Source organism: Streptomyces sp. NPDC048191, assembly GCF_040652655.1.
Lineage (GTDB): Bacteria > Actinomycetota > Actinomycetes > Streptomycetales > Streptomycetaceae > Streptomyces.
This window is the reverse complement of the sequence record NZ_JBEZMO010000011.1, coordinates 200538-217163: the sequence shown is the minus strand read 5'-3', so window position 1 is coordinate 217163 and position 16626 is coordinate 200538. Positions and strand designations below refer to the sequence as shown.

13 protein-coding genes are annotated in these 16626 nt (G+C 72.1%); 8 read left to right on the top strand and 5 right to left on the bottom strand.

Annotated features, from left to right (window positions below; genetic code table 11):
- Positions 1–145: 145 nt before the first annotated feature.
- A complete protein-coding gene (locus AB0D93_RS20215) occupies positions 146–1789 on the bottom strand; it encodes an FAD-binding oxidoreductase (RefSeq protein ID WP_362121062.1) in 1644 nt (547 codons plus the stop codon).
- A 44-nt stretch (positions 1790–1833) separates the two neighbouring features.
- On the opposite strand from AB0D93_RS20215, the gene AB0D93_RS20210 reads away from it, so the two are divergent.
- On the top strand, positions 1834–2430 hold the full coding sequence (locus AB0D93_RS20210; RefSeq protein WP_362121060.1) for a TetR/AcrR family transcriptional regulator: 597 nt from the start codon (positions 1834–1836) through the stop codon (positions 2428–2430).
- Between the two features lie 204 nt (positions 2431–2634).
- On the opposite strand, the gene AB0D93_RS20205 is transcribed toward AB0D93_RS20210, so the two are convergent.
- From AB0D93_RS20205 to AB0D93_RS20195, 3 genes are all read right to left on the bottom strand, one after another.
- Positions 2635–3120 carry a hypothetical protein gene (locus AB0D93_RS20205; protein ID WP_362121059.1) on the bottom strand — a complete coding sequence of 162 codons (486 nt, stop codon included), beginning with the start codon at positions 3118–3120 and terminating at the stop codon, positions 2635–2637.
- 317 nt (positions 3121–3437) lie between these two features.
- A complete protein-coding gene (locus tag AB0D93_RS20200) occupies positions 3438–4181 on the bottom strand; it encodes a class I SAM-dependent methyltransferase (protein ID WP_362121057.1) in 744 nt (247 codons plus the stop codon).
- Between the two features lie 252 nt (positions 4182–4433).
- Positions 4434–6071, bottom strand: coding sequence for a sigma-70 family RNA polymerase sigma factor (locus AB0D93_RS20195; RefSeq protein WP_362121055.1), 1638 nt, complete (start codon positions 6069–6071; stop codon positions 4434–4436).
- 556 nt (positions 6072–6627) lie between these two features.
- On the opposite strand from AB0D93_RS20195, the gene AB0D93_RS20190 reads away from it, so the two are divergent.
- From AB0D93_RS20190 to AB0D93_RS20170, 5 genes are read left to right on the top strand one after another with little or no spacing between them, the layout of a single operon-like run.
- Complete coding sequence (locus AB0D93_RS20190; protein WP_362121053.1) at positions 6628–7890, top strand: phenylacetate--CoA ligase family protein; 1263 nt, start codon at positions 6628–6630, stop codon at positions 7888–7890.
- Positions 7887–9158, top strand: coding sequence for an MFS transporter (locus tag AB0D93_RS20185; protein WP_362121051.1), 1272 nt, complete (start codon positions 7887–7889; stop codon positions 9156–9158). Before AB0D93_RS20190 ends, AB0D93_RS20185 begins: the two co-directional genes overlap by 4 nt.
- On the top strand, positions 9155–10288 hold the full coding sequence (locus tag AB0D93_RS20180; RefSeq protein ID WP_362121049.1) for a GNAT family N-acetyltransferase: 1134 nt from the start codon (positions 9155–9157) through the stop codon (positions 10286–10288). The genes AB0D93_RS20185 and AB0D93_RS20180 overlap by 4 nt, the downstream gene beginning before the upstream one ends.
- Positions 10285–11451, top strand: coding sequence for an acyl-protein synthase (locus AB0D93_RS20175; protein ID WP_362121047.1), 1167 nt, complete (start codon positions 10285–10287; stop codon positions 11449–11451). The genes AB0D93_RS20180 and AB0D93_RS20175 overlap by 4 nt, the downstream gene beginning before the upstream one ends.
- A complete protein-coding gene (locus AB0D93_RS20170) occupies positions 11448–13952 on the top strand; it encodes an acyl-CoA reductase (RefSeq protein WP_362121046.1) in 2505 nt (834 codons plus the stop codon). The genes AB0D93_RS20175 and AB0D93_RS20170 overlap by 4 nt, the downstream gene beginning before the upstream one ends.
- Positions 13953–13963: 11 nt before the next feature.
- On the opposite strand, the gene AB0D93_RS20165 is transcribed toward AB0D93_RS20170, so the two are convergent.
- Positions 13964–14317 (bottom strand): hypothetical protein, encoded by a 354-nt coding sequence (locus AB0D93_RS20165; RefSeq protein ID WP_362121044.1) that lies wholly within the window; start codon positions 14315–14317, stop codon positions 13964–13966.
- Between the two features lie 306 nt (positions 14318–14623).
- Between AB0D93_RS20165 and AB0D93_RS20160 the strand changes: the two genes are divergently transcribed.
- A complete protein-coding gene (locus AB0D93_RS20160) occupies positions 14624–16018 on the top strand; it encodes an MFS transporter (protein WP_362121042.1) in 1395 nt (464 codons plus the stop codon).
- Positions 16019–16290: 272 nt separating this feature from the next.
- Positions 16291–16539, top strand: coding sequence for a hypothetical protein (locus tag AB0D93_RS20155; RefSeq protein ID WP_362121041.1), 249 nt, complete (start codon positions 16291–16293; stop codon positions 16537–16539).
- Positions 16540–16626 lie beyond the last annotated feature (87 nt).

Below are 16626 nucleotides of genomic sequence, written 5' to 3'. Positions count from 1 at the left end.
CGGCCGTCGGCGGACGCCGTGTCCGTCCTGTCGCTCCCGCTTGGTCACACCTACGGAAGCTCCGTCGCGCTGTCCCCCGTCCGTGCCGCGCCCGTCCGTCGCTCCGGGCCGTCCGCCACCAGGGTTTCCACGCAGCGGCCAGGGGTCAGGGCGCCGGAAGGAGGACCCCGGGATTGAGGACGCCGGCCGGGTCCAGCGCGGTCTTGGCCGCTGTCAGAGCTGCGGCGAAGGGGCCGGGACGCTGGCGGTCGTACCAGGGACGGTGGTCCCGCCCGACCGCGTGGTGGTGGGTGATCGTACCGCCGCACGTGTGGATCGCCTCGGACACCGCGTCCTTGATGTGGTCCCACTGGGCCACCGTGCTGCCCCAGCGGCCCGGCGCGTACACCCCGAAGTACGGTGCCGGGCCGTCGGGGTAGACGTGGGTGAACCGGCAGGTCACCACCCCGGTTCCGGCGACCTCGTGGATGGCCTGCCGGGCTGCCTCGGTGACCGTATGGTGGAGGACCTCGAAGCGGTCCCAGGTGCAGGCCGTCTCGAAGGTCTCGACGATCACCGAGTGCCGGGCCAGCGCGTCACGCTGATAGGGCATCCGCAGGAACGACGAGCGCCAGGTCGCCGCGGGGGTGTCACCGCCAATGGCCTTCTCCGGCACTCCCTCCCCGTCTCCCCCGGACTCCGCGTCGGTGTCGACGGCCGGCTCTCCGCCGTGGTCACGGCACAGTTCCACGGCCCGGTCCAGGTGGGGACGGACGGGATGGTCCGCCGACTCGAAGGCGAGGACGAGCAGCCCGCCGCCGACGCCGACACCGGCGTTGATCAGCGCCTCGGCCGCATCGAGGAGGCGGCAGTTCGCCGGGTTCAGCCCGCTCTGCGCGATCGCCCGGGTCGCTGCCACCGCCGCCGTGTAGTCACCGAACCGCACGGACGCCCTGGCACGCCAACGGGGGCGCTCCTGAAGACGCATCCACGCCTCGGTGATGATGCCCAGCGATCCCTCGCTGCCCAGGAAGAGCCGGTCCGGTGACGGTCCCGCGCCGGAGCCCGGCAGCCGCATCGAGGCGCTCACCCCGGCCCCCGTCACCACGCGCATGGACTCGACGAGATCGTCGATGTGCGTGTACAGCGTCGCGTAGTGGCCACCGGCGCGGGTGGCCAGCCAGCCGCCGAGAGTGGAGAACTCGAAGGACTGCGGGAAGTGGCGTAGCGTCAGCCGGTGCGGTCGCAGCTGGTCCTCCAGGTGCGGGCCCAGTGCGCCGGCCTGGATCCGAGCGGCACGGCTCGTCGGATCGACCTCCAGGACCCGGTTCATACGCCCGAGGTCGACGGTGACCACGGCGGGGTGGCCGTCACACCGCGGCTCGACGCCACCCACCACCGAGCTGCCGCCGCCGTACGGCACCACGGCGACGCCCTCGCGGCTGCACCAGTCGAGGAGATCGATCACGTCCCGCTCCCCGGCGGGCCGGGCGACGAGGTCCGGCACATGGCGCAGGTCCCCGTGCAGGTTGCGCACCACGTCCCGGAACGCCTTGCCGTGGGCGTGAGCGGCCCGGTCCTCCGGTTCCGCCGAACACAGGGCGGCGAGCGAGGCCGGCGGGGTGACGCGGGGCCCGGGCAGGTCCAGCGAGGAGATGTCCGGGGGCTCGTGATCGGTCAACTCCTCCGGCATCAGCGCCTGCACACGCGTCAGCAGGGTCTCGAGTTCGGCACCGCGCACGGCGTCCTCGTCGTTTCCCCATCCCCACCACGACCGTCCCACGATCTCGGCCCCCTCGAATTGACCCATGGGTAAATTACTAATAGGTCACATCGTGGACTACAGTGGCGCCCATGGGCAAGGCCGGAACCAAGGGCGTCTCTCGTGCCGACCGGGAGGGACAGATCGTCGACGTGGCCGTGGAGGAGTTCGGCGAACACGGCTACGCCGGTGTCTCCGTCGCTGCCGTCGCACGACGGGCGGGGATCTCCAAACCTCTGATCTACACCTACTTCGAGTCCAAGGACGGCCTCTACCTCGCCTGCGTGCACCGCGTGGGCGGCCTCCTCGTGGACTCCGTGGCCGCAGCCCGGTCCCGCAGTGGTACCACCGGGCACGCGCTGGACACACTCTCCGCGATCTTCACGTCGGTCGAAGGCTGCCGGTACGCGTGGTCCGTCCTCTACGACCCGGCGCTGCCGCCGGCCGGCGAGCTGCGCCACGCCGTGAACCACTACCGCGGACGGCTCGCCGCCATGGGAGCCGCGGGCGCCACCGGCCTCCTCACCCACGCCGGACACGACGACCCGCTGGATCATCAACTCCTGAACCAGGTCTGGCAGTACGCCGTGACCGCCGTGATGCGCTGGTGGTCCGACCACCCCGAGCAGAGCGCGGCCGAGATGACAGCCCGCTGCAGCCGCCTCCTCACGGCGCTGGGTACGGACTGACCTGACCCGTGGTGAACACCGCACCGTCCGCGGTACGACCGCCGATGTCGGGCTGACCGGCTCGGCCACGTCACCGACACCGAATACGCCGGCCCCCGCACCCGCGACCTCTGACCCGCCCCCACCGCCCCCTTCGGGCACGAGTCCGTCGGCATCGTGGAACAAGTCGGCGACCAGGTCACGGCCGTAGGGCCGGACCAGGGACTATCCGCAAGAGTCCCGGTAATAGTCCTTGCCGGCCACCAGAACCGAGGTGACGTACTTCGGCAGGCCGGCCGCGTCTCGTTCGACCTCCTGCGAGGTCTGCCGGGTGAAGCCCAGTGACACCCCGGGAACGACCGGGTGCTCGGGGTGCGCCGTGTCCACCGTCCAGCCTCGTTCGGCGGCGCGCTGGAAGAGCCTTGCGGCGGGGGTGGTGAACACCTCGTCCCCGTCGAGCAGGACGCGGGTGCTCGATGTGCGGCCCTCCCCCGGCCACCACAGCTCGATCGCGGTGACGCGTGTGCCGCCTTCGGCCAGAACCTGTACGCCGACGTGGTCCAGGGTCCATGACGCCTTCGCCGAGTTTCGGCGCGGGCGCTGCAGTACTCGGGGCTCGCCCCAGTCGGGCACTGCGGCGAGCGCCTCGTCGAGCGTCATGCCCAGGTGGATCGGCGCGACTCCGCGCGGTGGGTCCAGTACCAGATCCATCGCCGGCCCCACGCCCCTTGTCGACGCCCTCATTTCACGATGCCGGAGTTTAGCCTCCAGCGCTTGCCGGGGCAGCGAGCCGTCGCCCGAGGGGCCGCGGTCCGCCGCCCTGGCCATGGACACGCGCGACGTACCTGGGTGGTCGACCGGGCACGATCGGTCCGGGGAAGCGGCCGTCACCGGTCCGCCGATCCGGCAGGCAGCTCTTCCGGGGCGTCAGGGCCCACTGCCCGCCGGGCCGGAGGACGCTACGGGCGGCCATGCCGCTCGACACCGAGGTTGCCCCTTCGGGAGTGACCGTCCGGACGGCCGGCCGATCAGGCGCGGCAGCGCAGCATCTCCAGCGGCGGGTGCGCGAGGAGGTCCGCCCAGAAGTCCTCGCCGAACTCACGGATGCCGGACTCGGACGCCTGCAGCGGAACCCACTCCACCTCACTGAATCCGGTCACCCGCAGACACTTCTCGTATACCTCGCGGCGCGGGACCCCGGAGACGATGCTGATCGGCTGCGGCTCCAGGAGGGCCGTGACCCGCACCCGTGGACCGGTCTCGGTCTCCTCGCCGGTCGGCTCGCAGCGGAACCCGTACTTGTCCAGGGACGCACAGTCGAACCGGTAGTCGGGCTTCTGGGCGAGGACGAAGAACTCTCCGCCCGGCACCAGACTCCCGTGGATGTTGCGGCACATCCGCTCCATCGCCGCGATGTCCTCGGCGTAGTTGAGGCACTGCACTGCCACCGCGATGTCGAAGCGCCGGTCGAGAGGCCGCAGCTCGGCCACGTCACCGACCTCGTAGCGCGCACCCAGCGGGTCGCGCTGCTCCATCTCCCGCGCGGCGGCGATCATCTCGACGGAGATGTCGACACCGAGGACGTCCGTGGCACCGCGCCGCTTCAACTCCCTGCTGTAGAACCCGGTGCCGCACGCCAGGTCGAGAACCGACTTGCCGCTCACGTCCCCGACCATGCCCAGGAAGCTCGGTACCTCCCCGTAACGAATCAGCGGCAGGGACTTGAACCCCTCGAACGCCTCGCCGATCTCGTCGTACTGCTGCACGCCCACGTGCTGCCCCCTCTGTGTTCCGTCCGGTACGTGGCCGCGCCGGCCCTCCGGATTCACTGGCCGGCCGGGGCGCGGTCGTGGGCGAAAGTCTGCTCCGCCCCTCTCCGGCCGCCGTACTGGCGGATGGCACAAAGAAGTTGACCGGGTGGCCTCGTATCACCCAACACGATCATCCGACCGCGGCCGTTGGCAGAAGCACTCCCGGAGGGCCCGGCGGCTTCGACTTCCTGCCGAGGCCCCATCGGAAACGCCTCACATCTTGGCGCCGAAGTCCTGGGTCCACCAGGGACCGCCGGCGCCCTTGTGGACGCCCACGCCGATGTCCTTGAAGGAGCAGTTGAGGATGTTCGCCCGGTGGCCGGGGCTGTTCATCCAGGACTCCATGACCGCTGCGGCGGTCTGCTGGCCCTGGGCGATGTTCTCGCCGTATGTGGACCAGCGGTAGCCGGCGGCGGTGATGCGCTGCCCCGGGTCCGCGCCGTCCGGGTTGGTGTGGTCGAAGAAGTGGCGTGCGGCCATGTCGTCGGAGTGGCCCTGGGCCGCCTTTTGCAGTTGCGGATCCTCGGTGAGCGGACCGCAGCCGGCGGCTGACCGTTCCTTGTTCACCAGCGCGACGACCTGGCCGGTGACGTCGGTCGCATCCGGCTGGGGCTGCGGCGCGTTTGCCGTGGCAGTCGCCTTGCGGGGGGTTTTCGGGGCTGCGGGTGCGCTGCTCCTGGCGGGGCTCGCCGACTTCGAGGTGCTCGCCTTCTTCGGCCTCGTCACGGAAGGGGACGGAGTCGGAGAAAGCGAGGGCGACGGTGATCCGTCCTCGGCGCCGGGCGTGGAGAGGTCCCGGATGGGGACGGCCGTACTTCGTTCGGCGTTCGCGGTGTCGGCGCCGGGGTCGGTACCGAAGTACCACAGGCCGCCGCCCGCCACGCAGGCCGCGACCACGGCGCCACCGACGGCCCGTCGGCGCATGCGCCGACGCCGGCGGGACTGGCTGCGCGGACCGGAACGGCCCCGTATGCCACGCCGCCCGCCGCCGGGGCCCGGTGCCGTGCCGCTCCCCTGGCTGTCGAGCGGTGCGACAGCGCCGGCCGGGGCAAGCCTTCCCGGGCCGGACGAGACCAGGCCAAGCAGTGCGGGTGACGCCGCGATCAGTGCCAGACCGGCCAGCAGCCCCTCCGCGGGCATCAGCCCGCTCCACAACCCGCTGCAGCGCGTGCAGCCGCGCGCGTGCCGGGCTATTCGCTTGCGCCACAGGGCCGAGGGTCTGCCGTCCCAGGAAGCCAGCACGGCCCGGAGTTCCTCGCACAGCGGCCGTGCGTCGAGCGCTCGTACCACCACCCGGGCCGCCTCCAGCTGTGCCTTCATCCGCTGGACCCGGACCGCGGCATGCTGAGGCGTGAGGTCGAGAGCCGCGGCGACCTCGGCCCGAGTGAGCTCGCCGGCGCACTCCAGCCACCACAGGGACAGCAGTTCCTGGTCGTCGGGCTCGAGCCAGCGTGTCGCCCGCGCCGTCTCCAGGCGCTGCCCGCTGAGCTGGAGCCGGACGACGGTCAGGTCGACGAAGTCGGCTCCCGGATCGGCCAGATCCTCGGCCTCCTCGACCCCGCCGGGGGCGGAGAGACGTTTCTGCCGGTGCTCCCGGACCTGGTTCATCGCGATGGCCACCAGCCAGGAGCGGAAACGCTCGGGCGTACGCAGTCCGCCCAGGCCGTCCAGGGCCCGCAGCATGGTCTCCTGCACCACGTCGTCGACGTCGACCGAGCCGTTCAGGGCCCTGCCGACGATGTTGTAGACCAGGGTGAGGTACGCGTTGACCAAGGCGTCCTGTGCCTGCGTGTCGCCCTCTCGGGCAGCCGTGACCAGTGCCGCCGTCTCCATCGCGTCCTGCGTGCTCATACCCATGCTTCCTGTCCTCGAGACCGCACGATTGTGCCCGTTACCTGGGAGACCGTTCGACGCGCCCCGGATAACACTTCTTCGCCGGGCAATCCCGGTCGGTGCGCGGACCACCGCTCGGGGGCGCATGCCACGGCCGCCGGACGGGGCACGTCCACCATGCCGAGCACAGCCTGGCGACCGGCTACCGGCGACCTCGCGACCGCCGATCCGGCCACGAGCCGTCTGCCGGCGGTCCCCGGTTTTCCATAAGGTTCCCTTGAGTCCCCTCAAAGAGCCTTTACGGGTGACACGTTGGATGTGATCACCGTCTCCGGCCGGCCGGGAACCAAATTTCGCCACAACCCGTCCGTGGCGCATCAATGCCCTTTTAACCGATGGCCAGTTGGCGCAAGCCCGTCCCGAATGGTGAGATAAACTCGCCTCCGGACGCCCGCTCGTCACGAGCGTCCGCTCACGCACACCTTCAGCGAACGAAGTCCACGTCAGCGGACCCATCCGTCGCCCTCTGCCGGCTTTTCTCGTGCCGGCGGCCCACGCCTTCGAGCAGGAATTGATGCCCGTTCAACCAATTGCGGAACTCATACGTTTCGCCCGGCACAACTCGCCTTTCTACCGCGATCTCTACGCCCACCTTCCCGATCACGTGACTTGCCTCACGGATCTCCCGGTGGTGCCCCAGGCCGAATTCTGGCGAGCCAACACGCCCCGCGACAACCGGCTCCTCACCGCCCCCTTGAACGAGGCGGTCGTATTCCGCAGCGGCGGAACCACGGGCTCGCCGAAGTTCTCCTACTACACCCGCACCGAATGGCGTGAATTCACCGCCGCGTTCGGCGCCGGGCTCGTCTCCGCCGGCCTGCGGCCCGGTCACCGGGTGGCGGATCTCTTCTACGCGGGCGACCTGTACGCGAGCTTCAGCTTCGTGCTCGACGCCTTGCACCGCTCCCCCGTGTCCAACGTCCGTCTGCCCATCGGTGGCGCGACGCCCTGGCAATCCACCGTGGCGACCTTGGCGGAATTCCGGGTCGAGGTCGTCGCCGGCACCCCGACCACGCTCTGCTCCCTCGCCGAGCGTCTGGCCGGCGCGCACCGGACCCTGCCGGACGTGGAACTGCTCCTCTTCGGCGGGGAGTGCCTCTTCGGAGACCAACTCCCCCTGCTGCGGGCCGCGTTCCCGAACGCCGAGCCACGCTCCCTGGGGTACGCGAGCGTCGACGCGGGACTCCTCGGCGAGGCCGTGCCCGGCGGCGATCCGCGCGTGCACCGTGTCTTCACGCCGCACACGGTGGTCGAGATCCTCTGTGACGAGAGCGCCGAACCCGTGGACGGCAACGGCGTGACGGGGCGGCTGGTCGTCACCGATCTCCGCAGACGGCTCATGCCGGTGGTGCGCTATCCGGCCGGTGACAGGGCCGAGTGGGTGGACCGGGACGCGGGTGTCTTCCGTATCCTCGGGCGTGCCGAGGAAGGCGTGCGGGTCGGCCCCGTCTCCCTCTACACCGAGGACGTCCACGGCGTCGTCACGGCCGCTGACACCGGCGGCGAGGTGACCGGTGTGCAGCTCGTGGTGCGGCGCCGGGACGGCCGGGACGGCCTGGTGCTGCGGCTCGCGGTCGCCGATCCCGGCAGGGTGCCGCCCGCGTTGGGTGATTCCGTGGTGGCCGCGGTTCTCGCCGAACGGCCCTTCTACGCGAGCGCCACCGCCGCCGGGCACGTGAACCCGATCGACGTCGAATGGGTGCGGCACCGGGACCTCGCGGTCAACTCCCGCTCGGGCAAACTGGTCCGGGTCGTCGACGAACGGCCGCACAGGTGAGCGCGGCACCCGCGGGCGCCCGGCGACTGCCGCTCGTCCTGCGCAATCCGTCCTTCGGCAGGGTCTGGGCCGGTCAGCTCCTCGCCCAGGCGGCGAGCCGCATGTTCCAGGTCGGTGCCGTCTGGTGGCTCGTCGGGTTCGCGGGCGGCGAGCACCGCGGGCTCGACTCCGGCCTGTTCCTCATGGTGAGCACCGTGCCCGCGGTGGCCCTCGCCCCGGTGATCGCCCGTATCGTCGCGCGGTACGCACACCGTACGGTGCTGGCCGGCGCGGCGACCGTGGCGGGCGCGGTAGCCGTGACGGCCGCCGCCCTGGCCGGCGCGGGGGCCCTGCCCATGGCCGCCGCCTACCCGGTGGGGCTGGTGCTGGCCGGCTGTCAGGCGGTCTTCGATCCCTGTCTGACCACCTCGGTGCCGGAGCTCGTCGACGACGCCGACATCGAGTCGGCCACCGGCTTCGAACTGTCCACCCAGTCCGTCGCCGGACTGTGCGGAGGACTGCTCGGCCCCCTCGTGGTCGATGCGGGCGCACTGGCCGGTGTCACCGCCGTCTGCGGCGGCGCGTACCTGCTCGCTGCCCTGCTGGTCGGTTCCACGCGCCTTCCGCACCGTGGGGCCGGGACCGGTCCGGCCCCGGAGCGGCGCTCGCTGCGGCGGGTGCTGGCCGGTCTGCCGTTCATCCGCCGTGTGCTGGTCTGCTTCGCCGCCGCCAACGTCTTCACCACCGCCGTCTACGTCGTGATGCCGCTGTACAGCCGGGAGGCGCTGCACGCGACCGGCTCGACCGTCGCCTCACTGGAGACGGCCCTCGGTGCGGGCACCCTGCTGGGTTCGTTCACGGGCGGGCGGCTGCCCGGCCGTCCCGTCGCCGTCGGCAGCGCGTGCCTGACCGTGATGGCCGCGGCCCTCGCTCTGCCGGGACTGGTCACCGGGCATGCGGCGGCCCTCGCGTCGATGGCCGTGGCCGGCTGGTGCGTGGGGGTGATCGGCGTACGGTTCGTCGCGCTGTTCCAGCGGCTGGTGCCCGCTGCCGACAAGCCGGGCTTCTTCGCGGTCATGCAGGCGGTGCTGGGCGCCACGTTCCCCGTGTCCTCGCTCGTGTTCGGCGCGCTGGGCGACCACCTGGCGGCCGGAACGCTGTGTCTGGCGCAGGGCGCGGGGCTCGTGCCGGTCGCGCTGGCGCTGTGGTGGCTCGGCAGCCGCGCGCACCGCGACGGGCGGCGCGCGTCGGACGCACCGGCCCCGGTACCGGCCGGAGAGGCGTCGTGACCGTGGTCCTCTCCCCCGCATCCGTCCAGGACATCGCCGAGCTGCGGCAGCTGTACTTCGAGGTGTACGGGCACGGGTACCCGGTGCCGCTCGGCAGTGACCCGGTGGTCATGCGCCGGCTGATCACCGACGGCACCGCGCACTGGCTCACCGCCCGCTCCCCCGCGGGCGACGTGGTCGGCTCCGCGGTCGTGCTGACCGAACCGGGGGGCCGCATCGGCAAACTGGTCGGACTCGCGGTGCACCCCGGCCATCGTGGCGGCGGTCTGGCCTCCCGGCTGACCGGTGCGGTCTGCGACGCGGCCTTCGCCACACGCCTGCTGGACTCGGTGTACGCCACCGTCCGGCTGGTCACCGAAGGTCCGCAGCACGTCGTCGTGCGCAACGGATTCCGGCCGCTCGGTCTGCTGCCCAACGCCGTCGAGGTCGAGGGCTGCGAGACTCTCGCGCTGTTCGCCCGCTACGCCGACGGCGTGCTGGAGCGCCGCGAACCCGTGGCGAGGGTGCCCGACCGGCTGGCGGCGCTGCTGTCCGCCGCGTCCCGTGGCGTCGGCATCGACTACGCCCGGACGCGACCCGCCCCCTGCCGCGGTGCGGTGCCCGCCGCCGGCGCGGAACCGCTGGAGCTGGTCGTGGCCCCGGCCTTCGTGCGGCGCCGCTTCCTGGAGCTGTTCCCCGCGCCCGACGACCGCTTCTTCCCGCTGCACACGCCCAACGCGGTCCTGGTGGCCTGCGACGGCCGCTTCGAGGCGTACGCCGATCTCGACCCGGTAGCGGGCAGTTGTGCGCTGGTCGCGGTCCATCCCCGCCCGTCCGCGGTGGCGGGAGCCCTGGAGGCGTTGATCGCGTCGGTCGCGCGCGCGGGCGCGGACTATGTCGAGGCACTGGTGCCGCTGGCCGACACCGAGGCGCTGGAGGTGTTCCTCGCCTCGGGATTCGTCCCGAGCGCGGTCTACCCCGCGATGCGCCGCGTCCACGACCGGCTCCACGACTATGTCGTGCTCTCGCGCACGAGCCGCCAGATCGACTTCCGTACGACCGCGGTCAGCCCGCTGCTCCAGCCGTACCTCGGTGCCTATCTGAGTGCCTGGACCACCACCTACCTGCCCCTTCACGAGGTGTCCCGATGAAACCCCATCTCGCTCCCGTCGAGGTTCCCGACCCGGCGGCGCTCGGCCAGGTGCAGCGCCTGTGCGACCTGGCGGAGCCGTACGCCGACGGCCCCGACGCCGACGCGCTGTTCGCCGCCGCCATGGCGGAGACCAACGCCTGGCACGCCCGCCGTTCCCCCTTCTTCGCCGCCCTGCTCGAGGACCCGGCCGAAGTACCCGCTCCCACCGTCGGCGAGGGCGTGCGCACCCCGCTGGTGCCCGCGGCCTTCTTCAAGCGTCATGAAGTGCTCTCGGTCCCGCGCGACGAGGTGTTCCTGCATCTGACCTCCTCGGGCACCACGGGCCAGAAGTCACAGATGTTCTTCGACGAGTGGACCATCCGTTCGGCGCAGCGCATGGTGGCCCGGATCTTCGACCACTACGGCTGGATCACCCCCGGGCAGCCGGTGAACTACCTGCTGTACAGCTACGAGCCCGCTCCCGCGCTGAAACTGGGCACCTCGTTCACCGACAACTACCTGTGCGACTTCGCCCCGGCCCGGCACACCACGCACGCCCTGCGGCACACCGGCACCGGCCACGAGTTCGACGTGCACGGCTGCATCGCGGCGCTCCGGCGTTACGCCGAGGACGACGTGCCGGTGCGCATCCTGGGCTTCCCCGCGTTCCTGTACTTCACCCTGGAGCGGATGCGGTCGATGGGCCTGCCACCGCTGCGGCTGCCCGAGGGATCGCTGGTGGTGCTCGGCGGCGGCTGGAAGGGGCACGCCGACCGGCAGATCGGCAAGGCCGCCTTCTACGCCGAGGTCGGCGACCGCCTCGGGATCCCCGCGGAGCGCGTCCGCGACACGTTCGGCTCCGTCGAGCACTGCGTGCCGTACGTCGAGTGCGGCCATCACCGGCTGCACGTGCCGGTGTGGTCGCGAGCGGCCGTCCGTGACACCGGGACGCTGCGCCCGCTGCCGTACGGCGATCGTGGCTTTCTGCACCTGGTCAGCCCCTACATCACCTCGGTGCCCGCGCAGAGCGTGCTGATGGGCGACCTCGCGTCGCTGCACCCGGGCGAGGAGTGTCCCTGCCCGCTGTCCACCGACTGGTTCACCGTGCACGGCCGTGCCGGGGTGAGCCGCAACCGCAGCTGCGCGGTCGCCGCCGCCGAACTGATGAAGGGAATGTCGTGATCACCTCCGTACTCCACCTCTGGCAGGGCGAGTTCGTCGACGACGCCGAGGCAGGCCGACGGCTCGCCGGTCTGGCCGAGCTCGCGGGCCAGGCCCTGACGCGCCCACTGCCCACCGACGTGGTGCTCGGCGCCTGTGCCGCGGTCAGCCGTGACCTGGCCGATCCCGCCTCCGCCCTGTACGGACGGCTGGCCGCGCAGCTGCCCGCGGAGGAGGCCGCGCCGGTGCTGGCCGAGCTGGCGACCGCGCTCACCCGGGAGGCGCTGGAGCGCAAGCTGCGGCGCGAGCTGGGCGGCCTGCGCCCGGAACGCCTGACCCGGCCGGACGCCCGCGAGACGGTGTACGAGGCCTGGGCGCCCGTCGGTCTACTGGTGCACATCGCGCCGGGCAACGCCACGGCCGTGGCTGCGCTGAGTGTCGTGGAGGGACTGCTGGCCGGCAACCTGAACGTGCTGAAGACCAGCAGCTCCGACTCGTCCCTCCCCCTCGACGTGCTGGCCGCGCTCGGTGCGGCCGACCCGTCCGGGCTGATCGCCGAGCGGATCGTCGCCCTGCGTTTCTCCTCCGCGCGTGACGACTGGCTCCGGGCGGTCTGCGGTCCGGCCGACGCGATCGCGGTGTGGGGCGGTGAGGACGCGGTGCGCGCGGCGGGTGAACTGGCCCAGCCGGGTTGCCGGGTGGTCGAATGGGGCCACCGGATCTCCTTCGCCTACCTGACCCGGCAGGCCGCGTCCGAGGACGGCTTGCTCGACGCGCTCGCCGAAGACGTCTGCCGCCTGGAGCAGCAGGCGTGCTCCAGCCCGCAGGTGGTGTATCTCGACACCGACGACCGCGAGGAACTCTTCGCGTTCGCCGGCCGGTTCGCCGCACGCCTGGCGAAGGTCTCCGACGGGCGTCGGGCGCCGTCGCCGGGTCCCGCGGAGCAGGCGGAGATCAGCACCGTGCAGCAGCTCGCACGGCTCGAACAACACCTTGGCCTCACCCGTGTGTTCGCCGCCGAGGACGGTTCTTGGCGGGTGCTGGCCGACACGCGCCTCGCACTGGACGCCTCGCCGCTGCACCGCAGCGTCCGGGTCAAGCCGCTCCCGCGGCACGCGATCACCGCGACCCTGCGGCCCATGCGGCGTTACCTGCAGACCGCCGCGATCGGCGGCGACCGTGCGGACGTGGCCGCGCTGTCCCGCGCGATGTTCGTCGCGGGCGTCACCCGCGTCACACCGGTCGGCTCCATGCTGGAGAGCTACGAGGGCGAACCGCACGACGGCGTCTACGCGTTGCAGCGCTACAGCCGCAGGGTGAGCGTGCGCGCCGCGGACGCGGACTTCCGCACGGTACCTTGTCTGGACGACCTGGTGGCGGCGCCGGTGCTGCCTCCTGCTCCGGACGCGCCGCTCCTCGGCAAGGAGGGCGTGCAATGTGCGCTCGCCACCCTGGATCCGCGCCACGCACACCTGTATTTCCGCAGCGGAGGCTCCACGGGCGCTCCCGCGCTGTCGGTGTTCACCTGCGACGACTACGACAACCAGATGCGCGCCGCGGCGGACGGGCTGCTCGCGGCCGGCTTCGACCCGGCACGGGACCGGGCGGCCAACCTCTTCTACAGCGGCGGCATGTACGGAAGCTTCATCAGCTTCTTCTCCATCCTGGAGCGACTGAACGCCACCCAGCTCCCGATCGCCGCGGGCCCCGACCACGCCGCGGTCGCCGAGGCGCTGGTCGCCCACCGCGCCGACACCCTCTTCGGGATGCCGTCCTACCTGTGGCAGCTGCTCCATGCCGAGGCGGACCGGTTGCGTGCCTACGGCGGCATCCGGAAGGTGTTCTACGGCGGCGAGCACTTCACCGCCGAACAACGCAGGGTGCTCGCCCAGGACTTCGGGGTGCAGGTGATCCGTTCCGCGGCCTACGGCAGCACCGACCTCGGCCCTCTGGGCTACCAGTGCGCGTCCTCCGCCGGCTCGGTCCACCATGTGCTCACCGACCTGCACACGCTGGAGATCCTGGACCCGTGCGAGGACCGGCCGGTGGCTCCGGGTGAACCGGGACGGCTGGTGTTCACCTCCCGGGCCAGGGCCGGGCAGCGCCTGGAGCGCTACGAGATCGGTGATCTGGGACGTGCGGTGGAGGGCGGCTGTGCGTGCGGAAGCGCCGTGCCCCGCCTGGAACTGCTCGGGCGCTACGGCGACGTGGTGCGCGTGGGCACGTACTTCGTCAACTACCGCCGGGTCGTACGGGCGTTGGAGGAGCGGCTCGCGTACCACGGTGAGGTGCAGCTCTCGGTGGCCCCCGGCACCGGCCGGGAGGAGCTGACGGTCCGGCTGGACGAGCAGTACGCCCCCGGCCCCGATGTCACACGCACCGTGGTCACGGGCGAGGTCGCGGAGCTTGCCGCTGCGCTGGAGGAGGGTTTGCTGTCCCTGGCCGTGCAGAACGTCCCGAGGGAGGCCTTCGAGCGCACCCCGGCCAGTGGCAAGCTCCGCACGGTCGTCGACCTGCGCTGAGACCGGCGGGGTCAGTCGCCGGGACGGAACCGGAGCGCCGACCAGGTGTCGTCGATGGCGATCTGCCGCACGGGGCGTACTCCCTGCTCGGACAGCGCGGCGGCCAGGGTGTCGCGGTTCAGGTCCGTGCCGAGCTTCCCGCCCTTCGGGTAGGCCACCCAGGCGAGGGCATCACGCCGCGCGGCGGCGAGCGCCGCCTGCGCCTCCGCCCCGAGGAGGTCGGCGGAGGCGGTCACGAAGGCGAGTACCGCATCGGCCGAGGCCGCGTCGGCTCCGGCCTCGATCTCCAGGTGGACGTCGTTGGGCTTGCCCAGGACCGCGACACTCTGACCGGGCTTGATCTGCAGCTTGCTGATGACGGACACCCCCTGATCCTGCCATCCGGGAGTGCGGCTCCGCGCGCGAGGGAGCCCGATCCCTGTTCCGCCGCGCGCCGGCCCCCTCGACCCGGTGGAGGGCGTCCGCGGCCGCTGCCCGGGCCGCAGGTCCGGCCGTGGGGTCCAAGATGTCCGGTCCGCGCCCGGCCGCCAAGATGGAGGGGTGGCAGGAGAAGACGGCAGCCGGGTCCCGCGAGCGCCGACGGGGCCGGCGCTCTGCGCGGAACGTGTGTTCTTGCCGGGCAGTCCCCTCAGCCGGTTCCCGGCCGGGACCCGGGACCGGGTGCGGCCGTCGTGACCGGGGCTCCCGTACCCGCCGCCGAGCCGGCCGTGCGGCCCGGCCGGCGTTCCCCGGCGCCGCTGCTCGCGGTGTGCGCGGGCTACTTCATGGTGATCCTGGACGTGACGATCATCAACGTCGCCGTGCCCGTGGTGGGCCGGGATCTGTCGGCCTCGCTCACCGGCATCCAGTGGATCACCGACGGGTACACCCTGGTCCTCGCCGGATTCCTGATGACCGGCGGCGCGCTCGGCGACCGGCTCGGCAACCGGCTGGTCTTCTGCTGCGGCGTGGGGGTGTTCACGCTCGCGTCGGCCGCGTGCGCGTTCGCCCCCAGCGCCTCCGCCCTGGTGGCGGCCCGGCTGGTGGAGGGGCTCGGCGCGGCGCTGATCGTGCCGGGTTCGCTCGCTCTGCTCCAGCAGTCCTTTCCGGCGCCTGCGGCCCGCTCCTGGGCCTTCGGCCTGTGGGGTTCGATGGCGGGCATCGCCGCCTCCGCGGGACCGCTGCTCGGCGGGCTGCTCGTCACCACGGTGGGCTGGCGGTGGATCTTCCTCATCAACCTGCCGGTCGGGGCCACGTGTCTGCTGCTCACACTGCGGCACGTTGACCGCTCCCCGCGGCGCGCCACCCGTGCCCTGGACTGGCCGGCGCAGTGCGCGGTGATCGCGGCGGTGGCCCTGCTCACCGCCGCGCTCAACGAGGCGGGCCGCCGCGGCTGGTCGGACCCCGCCGTCGTCGCCGGACTGGCACTGGCGGTTGTGGCCGGGGCCGCGTTCGTCGTACGCGAGCGGTGGGCACGCGCACCCGCCCTGCCCCTCACTGTGCTGCGCTCCCGCACGATGAGCGGCGGAGCCGCCGTCGGCCTGCTGTTCAACTTCGGCTTCTACGGCATGGTGTTCACCGCCAGCCTGTACTTCCAGCACCAACGGGGGTTCAGTGCGCTGGCGGCCGGCGCGGCGCTGTTCCCGGCGGTGGCGATGACCACGTTCGCCTCCGTCCTGTCCGGGCGGCTGTCCCGCCGTACCGGGGACCGGCCGCTGGTCGTCTCCGGGATGCTGCTGGCGGCGCTGGGGCTGGCCGGATGGGCGGCGGCCGGGGCCGATGCCGCCTACCCGGAGCTGGTGGCCCCGATGATGGCCGCCGGCTTCGGCACCTCCTTCGCCCTCACCGGCTCGACAGCCACCGTGATGGCCGCCGCGCCCCCGGAGTACTCTGGGGCGGCCTCCGCCCTGTTCAACACCACCCGTCAGATCGGCAGCGCGACGGGCGTGGCCCTGGGCGGCAGCCTGCTGGCCACGGGCAGCGACTACGGCACCGGGCTGCGCACGGCCATGGCCGTGGGCGCCCTCGCCTACCTGACCGCCGCGGGCCTCGCCCTGAGGTGCGTGCCCGCGAAGGGGGGCGCCTAGGGTGTCGCGCCTTCCGACACGGGTGCCGGGTGCCGACTCGGCGGAAGCGGGCGGAGCTTCGCACCGGCCCAATCAGCCGAGGCGGCCGACCGGCCGACGCGACGGGCCGTCATGGAATTGCCGTGGCCGACTGAGACAAGTGCTGCGTATCGCGAGCAGCCGAGGCCGGCGTATCCCCGCATGAGAACCCTGATCCGGCCCGGTGGAAGGTCGCTCACCCGCTCGGATGCGCTCGACGAGCACATGATCACGTGGGTGTGCATGGTGAGTGCATGAACACTACACCTCAGCCGAAGAAGACCGTTTCCCGGATTCCGCGAGCGCTCGCGGTGACTGCCGCCCTGGGCATCGCCTGTGCGGCGGGGGTGGCGACTGCCACGTCCGCCGTGGCCGCGACGCCCGCCACGCACGTTGCCACGAAGGCCGCGCCAGCCTACGGCCACGGCGGCCACGGCGGCGGAGACGGGGAGCACTTCCAGTGCGGCAACGGCATCCTCGACCTCCTCAACTTCTGCAACTGACGGACAGTCGACGGTAACTCCTGCCCGCCAACCGCATAACCGCACAGCCAAGAAGTCCACCCATCCACCCCCAGGGCGGTCAGGAGG